An 11,178-nucleotide genomic window follows, 5' to 3' on the forward strand; every position below is an offset into this window, starting at 1 on the left:
GGCACCCACGACTTCGTCGCCTGGCTCGCGAAGCGAGGACGCTGGCTGTCCTACTCGGTCGGCATGGTGATCACCGACGCGATCCACCAACACGTGCTGAAGGTCCCCGCATCCGCCTGGACACCGGCCGTCGAGGCGAACGGCGAGATCCGGGACGGCGTCTGGGTCGCCGAACTCACCGGCGATGTCCTGACCGGCTGGCCGACAGGTATGCGGCTCATCGTCCGCAAGGAGAGACCACACCCCGGGGCCCAGTTGAGGCTCACCGACGCGGACGGCATGCGTCTCACGTGCTTCGCGACGAACACCACCGGCCTGCCGATCGCCGCACTCGAGCTCCGCCACCGCCTGCGTGCCCGGGCCGAGGACCGCATCCGGGCCGCCCGGGCCACCGGCCTGCGCAACCTGCCCCTGCACGACACCGCCCAGAACCACATCTGGCTCGAGATCGTGCAGATCGCGTTGGACCTGCTGGCCTGGATGCCCATGCTCGCCCTGACCGGCAAGGCCCGGCTATGGGAACCCCGCCGACTGCGACTCCGCCTGTTCACCACGGCCGCACAACTCGTCACCACCGGACGCCGGCGCATCCTCCGCCTCGCGGCCCACTGGCCCTGGACCCACGAGATCACAGCAGCCCTCGACCGGCTCGCCCAACTCCCCGCCCCCGACTGACCAGCCGTCCACCCGTCCCGACGACCAGCACCACCCCACCCGGAGCAGTGGAACCCGGCGCCCACCCGACGCGACACCCGGGCCGCCACCATGCCCACCATCAGCCACCGAAAGCGAAACGGTCCGCCGACTCCGTCGGCGGACCGTCATGCAAGATCGAGGCTAACGGGTTACCGCTCGTCGCGGAAGCTTCTGTACTCGTCGTTCATCAGGTCCCAGAAAGACCGGTAGCGGAATGCGCCGGGCAGCCAGTGGGCGAGATACCAGGCCTCCCACTCACCGTCTGGGGTGACCACGCTTGGGTTGAGAAGGTAGATGTCCGTGGCGTCCGGCGTATGACTGATCTTCAAGGTGTGTGGCAGGTACTCGGGTCGGATCGAGACCGGGTCCTGGGCTTCGCCGTAGACGAAGTACTGGTCGTCATCGACCCGGAAGTCGGCATCACCGTATCCGCTGGTCCAGCCGGTGACGAGGTCGGAATCGAGGTCCCGGGTCCATCCCACCTCTTGGGCCGCCAGGATCCTGTCTATGCCGTGGGTGGTGTTGAGCCAGCCGTTGCTCGTCAGCAGGAACTGGCGGTAGCTCATCGGCAGCGTGACGCCGAGGCGCTCCTCCAGTGCGCCGACTTCCTCGCAGGTGGCCCCGGCGGCACCCAGCCAGCGGGTCCTGCGTACCTCGTCGGGGAACGGTTCTGTGCGTTCTTGCTCATGCAGCACCGGATCGAGCCACTCGTCACTCCAGCGCTGCAGCAGATCCCGCCACGCAAAGGACGGCCCATCGTCCTGGCCTCGTATCTCGCCCACAGCGGGAGACTAACGGTCGACACTGACACGCCGTCGCCCGACGTCGTGCACTCCATGGAATCCCGCCAACTGAGGGTTAAAACTCAAGCTGAACTTGTCATTTATGGTCCGGCATCGAACGCGGCTCGAACTTGGTCGGGAGTGTCTACTGACCTTGTCGGATTAGCTTCGGGTGCCGGGGTTGAGGGTCAGGTCGGTTTCGGTGAGGCAGCCGTCGATGAGTTCCGGGTGGTGCTGGATGTGGGCGAGGCCGCGGCGGAGGGTGCGGGTGAGGTGGTCAGGGTCGGTGAATGCGGTGTTGGCCATCGGGCCTCGCCGTAACAGGGACCAGACCCCTTCCGCCGGGTTCAAGTCTGGGCTGTAGGAGGGAAGCTGGACGATCGTGAGCCAGTCGTGGCCTGCGGCGTAGTCACGCGGTCCCGCGGCGCGATGGGTGTTGAGGTTGTCCCGGACGACGATGATCGGGGCGCCGAGCTGCAGGTGCGCGCGGACCAGGAGGTCGCGGTGGTCCTGCCAGGCGAAGCTCTTGCGTGCACCCTTCAGAAGCGAGTGGAAGCGGGGCCGGTAGATCAGCCGGGACCTCTCGCCGGGCCGGTGGCGGCACATCGCGGCGATCGAGGTTCGGCGTCGGGAGCGTCCGCGCACCCGGACCACGGGGGTGTGTCCGCGCCGGCCCCAGGTGCGGGCGCGTGGCAGCGTCATCGCGAACCCGGCCTCGTCCTCGAAGACGATCCAGGCCCCGAGCGCCGCCGCGGTGCTTCCACCTGCGGCCACACGTCCTTCTTCCGCAGCTCGACCGCGTGCTCGTCACGTTCCAGCGCACGGCGGGCCGGGCTCTGCCAGGACCAGCCGTGGCGGTGCAGGAGCCGCCACACTCCCGCGATCGAGCAACTGACCTCGAACTGGCGGCCGATCAGTGTTCTGACACGCTCCAGAGTCCACCGCTGATCTTCCCAGCCATGCGCGGCCGGACCTTTGGCCAGCTCCTTTTCCAGCACGGCGAACCGCTCGTCCGACAGCTTCGCCAGTTTCGTGGGTCCCTTGACCTCAGACCCTCCATGCCGCCTTCACGCCAGTTGCGGCGCCATTGCTCCACCGAACGCTCGCTCACCCGCAGGTCCTTGGCGATGACCGAATTCCTGTCACCTCGAGCGAACCTCCGCCCGGCCTCCAGCCGGATCCCTTCACGCGCAGCCCGCCGCTCAGCAGTCAGGCCCCCACCATCCGCGTACCGCATAGCACCGGCATACCGCAGGGATCACCCAACGTCACCACCCGAACGCAACCCGAAAAGGTCTCAGTAGTTCGGTCGGTCAGGACTTGGGTCGGCCTTCGGGGTGGCCGGGGGCGTTTTAGGGTCTGGTTGGCACTGTCCTTCGTAGGCGGCGCCCCCACAGCCACACCGCGCCGTCGATATCGCTGGTGGCGAGGAGCATGCTGTCGGGGGAGAAGGCCACCGCGTGGACTGCGACCTTGTGGCCGGTGAAGGGATAAACGGCCTTGAAGCCGTGGCGCGTCCGGGGCGTCCGGGTGGGCGAGGAGCGTTCGGCCTTGGGCTGAGGGAAGGCGACGGCAGGTGGGGCCGTCACGGGTTCAGCTGCCGGATGTTCGGCAGGAGTGGGGGGCGGTGTGGGGGCGGGGCCTCGGTGATGGTTTCCCAGCGGTCGTGTTTATCCGGGCCCGGCCCACAACCTGCGGTGGCCCTGGAAGGCTATTCCGCCTGCCTTTCCGCCACTCCTGTCTCACCGTGTTCAAGAGGCTGTCGGTGTCGATGCTCGCGACCTTCTCCTGCGCCTGCTGCCTCTCGTCGTCGAGTGTCCCCGGGTCCAGCAAGACAGCATTGTTCTCGAACAGGTCCAGCGCCTCACTCACAGCGTTGGCCAGGTCGTCCCACTGTCTGTCCAGCCGCGCGGCGTAGGCGAGATCGTTCGCGGCGCCTTCGTAGGTGTCGGCGTAGCCAGCCGCCTCAGCTGCCGTAACAGCTGAGTTGTCAGGTTGAGGTTCCCCCGCTGTGCGGGAGCGGCTGACTAGCTGGTCAGGGCGGGTTGACGTGGTTTCAGGTTCACTTGTTCGGCTGCTGCCTGGTCGGCGTAGTGCTTCTCCTCGAACTCGATGGGGCTGAGGTAGCCGAGCCGCTTCTGGATGCGGCGGGGGTTGTAGAAGCCGTCGATGTACTCGAAGAGCGCGAGGTTGGCCTCGGCCCTGGTCGCGAAGACGCGGCCGCGGATGCACTCGGTCTTGACCAGCATCCACAGGTTCTCCGCCAGGGCATTGTCGTATGAGTCGCCGACCGAGCCCATCGACGCCTGGATACCCGCTCTGACCAGGCGCGTTGTGAGCTTGATGGACGTATATTGCGTGCCGTGGTCGGCATGGTGGACGAGTTCGCCGGGGGCGACCTCGCGGCTGGCCAGGGCGTACTCCAGCGAGGTGAGGACCAGGTCGGCGTCCGCGCGGGCAGAGGTCTCCTAGGCCACGACTCTGCGGGAGAAGGCATCGCGGATCGCCGACAGCCAGAGCGGTCCCTCCAGGGTGCAGACCATGGTCAGATCAGTGACCCACAGCCGGTTCGGTGCGCGTGCCGTGAAGTCACGTTGCACCAGGTCAGGGGCGATTTCGGCGTCTGGGTCCCGGCGGGTGAAGCCCTTACTCCTGCGAGGGCTGATCCCGGCCAGGCCGGCCTGGCGCATGAGCCGCTCGACCCGCTTGCGGCCGACGTGGACACCCTCGCGTTTCAGGACGGCATGGATCCTGGGCGATCCGTAGGTGCCGCCGGAGTCCTGGTGGATCTGCCGGATCTGTCCGGTCAGCTCGGTGTCCTGGCGGATCCGTTCGCAGGGCTCCTTCTCGGCCTGGCGCCAGCGGTCGTAGGTGGAGGAGGGGATGTGCAGCTCCCGCAGGACCGGCTCGACCCCCAGGTGCGGGTGCTCGTCGAGGAGCGCTCTCACCTGGGCCGGGTCGGGTCGAGCTGCGCGGCGAAAAAAGCCGAGGCCGTCCGCAGGACCTCATTCGCCCGGCGTAGTTCCCGCACCTCCCGCCGCAGCTGGGCGAGCTCTTCCTTCTCCTCGGTGGTGAGCAGGTCATCCCGCTCACCGGCGTCCCGAGGGGACGCTCGTGCCGTCCTTGAACCCCAGCTGTGTGCAGGCGTCGCGCACACGGCCGAGGGCTTCATCCCCGGGACTGGGTGGTGAAGAGCACCCCGCCAGGATGGTGCCGACCAATATTGCGGTGGTGGCCGCTCTTCGCCCGCTCCCGTGCAACCCCAGTCTTCTCCTGCGCTCCCCTTTGCGGGGCCAGAGTAGCCAGAGATGTACGTGATCAGGGAGCGACCGCGTGCGCGTGGACGACGACCCCGGCCGCGGGCGCCCCGACGGCGAGGTCCCCGATGCAGAGGATGGTCACGCCGGCGCCGGCGAGGACATGGACCGTCGTCGAGGTTGCCGAGTTCGCGGTGATCGAGTGCGAGCGCAGAAAGCCGGTCCCTACGGCGGAAAGCTGTTTCAGGCGAGGACGACGGGCTCGCCGCTCAGCGCCACACCTGCGTGGCGCAGCTCGCTGATCGCGGTGCTGGTGGTGTCGGCGGCAACGCCGGCCGTGTAGTCGAGCAGGACCTGGACCGCGAAGCCCGCTCGTACGCCGTCCAGCGCGGTGGCTTTCACGCAGTGGTCGGTGGCGATGCCGACGACGTCGAGATCGCTGACGTCGCGGGCACGCAGCCAGTCGGCCAGTGACGTGCCGTCCTGGGTCGAGCCCTCGAAACCGCTCTTGGAGGCGGAGTGTGCCCCCTTGTAGACAACCTCGTCGACGGCCCCTGAGGTGACGGCGGGCGCGAAGTTCGGATGGAACTCGCTTCCCTGGCTGCCGACGACGCAGTGCTCGGGGAAGGAGTTCTGGAAGTCCGGGTGCTCGGAGAAGTGGTCGCCCGGGTCGATGTGGTGGTCGCGGGTGGCGACGATGTACGCGTAACTCCCGTCAGCACGCCGAACCAGATCGGCGATGGCACCGGCCCTGTCCGCACCGCCCTTCACCGGAACGCTGCCGCCCTCGCAGAAGTCCCTCTGCACATCAACGACGATCAATGCACGGCGCACGGCGAAACCTTTCCCTTGGGTGAACCCATCATCGATATGGTCGCCCCTCCGTCCGCGGGCAGAACGCAGGACTCGCCAGTCACTCACCCCACCGGGACGTACTTGGCAAGCGCGTCCAGAGCGCCGCGCGGACCGCCCTCCTGCTCGCCACCCCCCTCCCTCTCCTCCCCCCGGGCCCCTTCACCTAGTAGTAGCGGTTTCTTTGGTGCAGCACTGCACGCCGCAGCAGCGGCAGGAAGAAGTGGAAGGGGACGAGAGGTTCATGTCACGCACGTACCACCACCGCCCGCCGTGGGCCTCCCAGCACAACACCGCTCGGGCGCGGGGAACCGACGATATGGTCGCAGTCCGCAAGGGCTACCTGGTCAGCACCGTTCGTGACGAGGACGGCTACCCGCAGCTGACGCGCAAGTCGCTGCGCAGCGCCGCGCGCCCCGGTGAGCGCAAAGCCCACCAGCGCCGCTTCAACCAGCGTGACCGGCGCACCGCCGGCGTGCCCTGCGCGTCGGGGCCGAGACGCCGCGTGCAGGTGAGCCAGGTCGCGCCCCGCCGAGCCCTTGATCTGTGTGCACTCGGCGGGATGCGAACCTGCAAGCTCGGGCGAGAGCGGCCTCAGCCGATGGCGTACGCCCGGTACACCGTCTCCACGGAACGGTTCCCGGCGGAGTCGGTCACCTCGGAGCGCAGGGCGACGGCGCCGGAGGCCGGGTTGTGGACGGACGCCTGCCAGGTCGAGCCGGAGTGCTTGACCGTAGCCGCCTTCCAGGTCTTGCCGCCGTCGGCGGAGGACCAGACCTTGACGGACTTGGCGGTCACCTTGGTGAACTTCGTGTCGGTGTTCTGGGCGCCGCGCACGGCACTCACGCCGACCGTCGTGGTGCTGTTCGGTGCGGCCTGGTTGTGGGTGTTGAGCCCGGTGGGCAGGAAGCGGGTCAGGAAGACGGGCGCGACCGTCGACTTGGCCGGGTCGGCCTTGAAGCGCCAGTCGAGGGTGATGCGTGACGACAGCATGCCGGCAGGGAAGGTGATGCCCGGACGGTAGCGCTTCGCGTCGACGGTCAGGCGGTACCAGCCGGCCGAGTGGATGCGGGCGGAGAACGAGGCGTCGCTGTTGCCCCAGTTGGTCAGGGTCTTCTTCTTGACGGTGGTGCTTCCCTTGGACAGGACCACCGTCTCCTTCGTCGGGTCGGCCCCGGTGGTACCGACGTCGGGGTCGCCGATCAGGGCGTCCGGAACGAAGTAGACGGACTTCTGCCAGACCGTCGGCAGATGGTGGATCGGACCCCACACGGCCCGGCCGAAGGACTGGGTGGCGCTCTGCCCCGCCTTCAGCGTCCTGACCTTCGGGAACCCGCCACCCACGTGGTCGCCGTTGTTCGTGTAGATGTCGTCGCGCGGCTGCCACGTCCCGGGAGTCACATGGGCGGTGGCGCTGTACGGTGCGCTGTCGTCGTGGACCTGGGCCATCAGGTCGGTCGTGCAGTCGTCGACCTTCGGCTGGGCCTGGAGCGCGGTGCCGTTCTGACGGGCCATCTGCGTACCGTCGCGTACCGAGAAGCGCATCGTCGCCATGTTCGACCGCTTGAACGACCCACCGGGCGCGGTCGGGATGCCCGTGGTGTTCTTCACGGCGACGTAGCTGTCGTTGCCCGACCACTGCGCCAGGTACCCGAACTGCAGCAGTTTGGAGGAGTTCGGGATGGCGTAGAGGGCCCCCTCGTCGTTCCAGCCGCCCACGCTGACGGCGGAGGGCATGTTGCTGACGGTGGCGGCGCACACCTGCGCGCTGATCCGCGGCGGGCCGGTCACGTCGGCGGGCGTGTCGAGCGACACCTTGACGGCCTTGCCCTTGCGCGCGTCGAGCGTCACCGACGTGCTGCCCGACACCGTGACGACCTTCGCGCCGATGGTGTCGGTGACCCGACCGTCCGAGTTGCTCTCGTAGATGTCGGTCATCGCGATGTAGCGCCCCGACGGCAGGCTGATCCGCTTGCCGGACTTGACGCTGTACCTCTGACCGGACGGAACGGCGACGACCGTGACCGTCGTCGAGACCTTACTGCCGTGCCGCCCCAGCGTGGTGACGGTCAGTGAGCCCGGCGCCGCCTGCGCAGAAGCGGCGGAAACGACCAGCGGTGCCAGCGCGGCCACACCCACGAAAGCGAGCGATCTCCATCGCACCATCATCAAATTCCCCCTCAAACCCCGAAGTCGATCAATCCTAGCCATGTCACGGACATGGCAGATCAAGGGGGGGAGACCCGCCTGATCAAGCCTCGGCGCTGAGCGAGACGGAAGCCGAGACGGAATACTCCAGCCGTAGATCGTGATCTCGATGGTGAGGGGCGTCGAGGCGGCAGGTGTCCAGCGTGGATCATCTCGCCCGAGATCGCCCATCCGTCGCGGGCGTCGGCTCCTTCTCCGTCTACCCGAGTTCACCGCGACGGAGGGCGTCCCTTATCTCGCTGAGCTTCGCGGTCGTTGCCGGGGTCCGCTCCTGTGCTTGTTCAGCGAGTCGGAGGGCATCGTCGATCTCGCTGAGCTTCCTGGAGGACAGGACGGCCGCCCGCTCTATCAGGTCGTCCCGGGACACGGTGGTCAGCCACGTGCACGGGGTGAAGCCTGGACGCGGGAACGCGAGCCGCAGCACGCCTTCGAGCGGCAGCCCTTCACCGGCGCCGACCGTCACTTCGATGCCCAGACCGCTGATGTCGAGGCCCGCCGGAGCGACGACCTGCATCACCTGGATCCCGGACGCGTCGTCTCCTGACAGCAGTACGACCAACCTCCGCTCGTCGAACTGGACCCACCAGACTTCGCCACGTTGCACAAGCCCTCCGATACACAGGACGGCAGGCAGACGCTGCGCGACCTGACGCGGTGTGGAGACGGGTGCGGCCACCGATGATCACCGGTGTGTGAAGACAAACGATCACGCGGTGGCCGCAGGTCACAGCGTAGTCCCTGCCTGCTGGCAGGAGGCGTTCGAGGGCCTGATGAGCCGGGTAGCGGGACGCTTCACACGGGTCGAATCCCGACGCCGGGCCCGGAAGTTGGTACTCGGCCTGTTGTCGGACCTGCCGCGCAAGAACTGCTGGACCATCGCCGAGTGGGCCGGGGACAGGACCCCGGACGGCATGCAGCACCTGCTCGGGAGGGCGAAGTGGGATGCCGACCAGGTCCGCGACGAGGTCGGTGACTACGTGGTGGAGCATCTGCACGACGACGAGGCGGTGCTGGTGGTCGACGAGACCGGCGACGTGAAGAAGGCACCGACACCGTTGGAGTCCAGCGGCAGTACACCGGCACCGCGGGCAGGATCGAGAACGCCCAGGTCGCCGTCTACCTGGTCTACGCCGGCCGCCGCGGGCACGCCGCAGTGGACCGGGAACTCTATGTTCCGCGTTCCTGGACCTCCGATCCCGACCGCTGCCGGGCCGCCGGCCTCGGTGACAATACGGAGTTCGCGACCAAGCCGGAGCTGGCCGCTCGCATGGTCACCCGATTCCTCGACGCCGGCCATCGGGCCGCCCGGGTCGCGGGAGACGAGGTCGACGGCGGCAACCCGAGGCTGCGCACCGCGATGGAGGAACGCGGCACCGGCTACGTCCTCGCGGTGGCCAGCTCGCACGAAGTCACCACAGGCGCCGGGAGGTTTCGCGCCGACATGTTGGCCAGGAAGGTGCCCAAGAGGGCCTGGCAGAAGCTGTCCGCAGGGGCCGGAGCCAAGGGCCACCGCTTCTACGACTGGGCCGTCATCGACCTCACCGATCCCCGGCCCGGGAGCCGGCAGCTGCTGATCCGCCGCAACCGCAGCACCGGCGAACGTGCCTACTACCGCTGCTACTCGCCTGCCGCAGTGCCGCTGACCACCCTGGTGCGCGTCGCTGGATCAAGGCGGCGGGTCGAGGAGTCTTTCCAGTCCGGCAAGGGCCTGGCGGCCCCGGACGAGCACCAGGTCCGCCGCTACCCGTCCTGGTCCCGCTGGGTCACCTGGCCATGCTCGCGCATGCCTTCCTCGCTGTCCTCCGCGCGAACGAACACGAGGGTCATCCCTCGCCCGACGAGCTGATACCGCTCACTTGTGACGAGATCCAACGACTGTTCATCACGCTCGTCAACCGGACCGTCTTTGACCCTGTCCATCGACTTCGCTGGTCCGTCTGGCGACGCCGCCACCAGGCCCGATCCCAGACCAGCCACTACCGGCGTCAAGCCGCTCAAGCATGCTGAGCATGCTCCGGCCCCTGGGCCTGACCAAGCCCGGCCAGCCCCTGTACGGCCTGGCGGACGACTTCGCCCTCCGCCAGGAGGACATCCCCGACGACCCCGAGGACTCCGAAGCCGGCCGTGACCTGCCTGCGGAAGTCATGCGGCAGCTCTGCGCCAACCTCGACTCCCTTGAGACCGTCAGCTCCACAGACGTCCGCGCGGCCATCGAGCTGATCATCGACACCGGCAGGCGCCCCAACGAGATCTGCAAACTGCCATGGCAGTGCCTCGACCGCGAAAGCGACGGCAGCCCCGTCCTTGTCTACGACAACACCAAGAACCTTCGGCACGCTCGCCGACTACCGATCCCCGGCGCGACCGCCGCACTCATCATCAAGCAGCAACAACGCGCCCGCGCCCGCTTCCCCAACACCCCGGCCGACAAGCTCAAACTCTTCCCCGCCACCCTGGCCAACCCCCACGGCACGAAGGCGACAACCTACGAGTGGGTGTCGGCACAGCATCGAGCCTGGGTGAAGGGCCTGCCCGACTTCCTGGTCCCCACCGTGATCGTCGAAGACGGCAACCGGGTCACCACGATGCTGCCCTTCGACAAGAACAAGATCTACCCCTACGCCTACCGACACACCTACGCACAACGGCATGCCGACGCCGGGGTCCCCCGGGACGTTCTGCAATCGTTGATGGATCACCGCGAAGCCAGCACCACGCAGCGGTACTACCGCGTCGGCGAGAAACGCCGGCGCGAAGCTGTCGAGCGGGTCACCTCCATGAAGTTCGACCGGCACGGCACACGCATCTGGCGCCAGGCCAAAACCCTGCTCGACTCCGAACACGCCCGCCGCGCCATCGGTTCCGTCCAAGTCCCCTACGGCACCTGCACTGAACCATCCAACGTTGCGGCCGGCGGCCAGACTGCCCCGTGCGATTCCGCTGCGTGGGCTGCGGACACTTCCGCACCGACGTCTCCTACCTCCCCGATCTTGAGGCATACCTGGCCGACCTGCTGCGCAACCATGAGCGTCTGGCCGCCTTCGCCAACGCCGACCCCTGGGCCAAGGCCGAGGCCACACCATCGGACGACGAGATTGCCCGTGTCCGCCGTCTGGTTCAGCGGGTGCGCCAGGATCTCGCCGACCTCACCGACGAGGACCGGGCCCAGATTCGCGAGGCAGTCGCGCTGGTCCGCCGCAGCCGCGGTGTCTCCCTGGGCATGCCGCGCGTCCGCCAGCCCCTACCCGACCTTCGCCCGGAGAGAACCGGATGACCAGCATGACCGACGGGCGGGGGGCCGACTCGGCCCACCCCCCCAGAAAAGTTCTCCAAGCCCCCGATGTCCCGTTGTGAGGTGGTCAGGGCAGCACGGTCTCCCGTCT

9 protein-coding genes and 2 pseudogenes are annotated in these 11,178 nt (G+C 67.9%); 3 read left to right on the forward strand and 8 right to left on the reverse strand.

Annotated elements, in window-relative coordinates:
• Positions 1-675, forward strand: a 675-nt coding sequence (locus tag ACZ6D7_RS43385; protein ID WP_469503440.1) for a transposase, incomplete at its 5' end; no start/stop codon positions are given.
• Between the two features lie 170 nt (positions 676-845).
• On the opposite strand, the gene ACZ6D7_RS43390 is transcribed toward ACZ6D7_RS43385, so the two are convergent.
• The 8 genes and pseudogenes from ACZ6D7_RS43390 to ACZ6D7_RS43425 all read right to left on the reverse strand — a co-directional run bounded on the left by ACZ6D7_RS43390 (position 846) and on the right by ACZ6D7_RS43425 (position 8,399).
• Positions 846-1,478 (reverse strand): SMI1/KNR4 family protein, encoded by a 633-nt coding sequence (locus tag ACZ6D7_RS43390; RefSeq protein WP_469503442.1) that lies wholly within the window; start codon positions 1,476-1,478, stop codon positions 846-848.
• Positions 1,479-1,640: 162 nt separating this feature from the next.
• A pseudogene (locus ACZ6D7_RS43395) lies at positions 1,641-2,715 on the reverse strand (IS630 family transposase).
• Positions 2,716-2,830: 115 nt separating this feature from the next.
• Complete coding sequence (locus tag ACZ6D7_RS43400) at positions 2,831-3,067, reverse strand: WD40 repeat domain-containing protein (RefSeq protein ID WP_469503445.1); 237 nt, start codon at positions 3,065-3,067, stop codon at positions 2,831-2,833.
• Between the two features lie 438 nt (positions 3,068-3,505).
• A complete protein-coding gene (locus tag ACZ6D7_RS43405) occupies positions 3,506-3,919 on the reverse strand; it encodes a transposase (RefSeq protein WP_469503533.1) in 414 nt (137 codons plus the stop codon).
• A gap of 27 nt (positions 3,920-3,946) precedes the next feature.
• Positions 3,947-4,426, reverse strand: coding sequence for an IS3 family transposase (locus ACZ6D7_RS43410; RefSeq protein ID WP_469503448.1), 480 nt, complete (start codon positions 4,424-4,426; stop codon positions 3,947-3,949).
• A gap of 552 nt (positions 4,427-4,978) precedes the next feature.
• Positions 4,979-5,569 carry an isochorismatase family protein gene (locus tag ACZ6D7_RS43415; RefSeq protein ID WP_469503449.1) on the reverse strand — a complete coding sequence of 197 codons (591 nt, stop codon included), beginning with the start codon at positions 5,567-5,569 and terminating at the stop codon, positions 4,979-4,981.
• Between the two features lie 612 nt (positions 5,570-6,181).
• Entirely contained in the window at positions 6,182-7,726 is a 1,545-nt protein-coding gene (locus ACZ6D7_RS43420) for a hypothetical protein (protein WP_469503451.1), read from the reverse strand.
• A 268-nt stretch (positions 7,727-7,994) separates the two neighbouring features.
• Positions 7,995-8,399 carry a type II toxin-antitoxin system PemK/MazF family toxin gene (locus ACZ6D7_RS43425; protein WP_469503454.1) on the reverse strand — a complete coding sequence of 135 codons (405 nt, stop codon included), beginning with the start codon at positions 8,397-8,399 and terminating at the stop codon, positions 7,995-7,997.
• 166 nt (positions 8,400-8,565) lie between these two features.
• Between ACZ6D7_RS43425 and ACZ6D7_RS43430 the strand changes: the two are divergent.
• Together ACZ6D7_RS43430 and ACZ6D7_RS43435 are read left to right on the forward strand one after the other, a co-directional pair.
• Positions 8,566-9,802 (forward strand): annotated as a pseudogene (locus ACZ6D7_RS43430) (IS701 family transposase).
• Between the two features lie 2 nt (positions 9,803-9,804).
• Positions 9,805-11,178, forward strand: a 1,374-nt coding sequence (locus ACZ6D7_RS43435) for a tyrosine-type recombinase/integrase (RefSeq protein WP_469503456.1), incomplete at its 3' end; no start/stop codon positions are given.

The organism is Streptomyces sp. NPDC041784, from assembly GCF_055591025.1.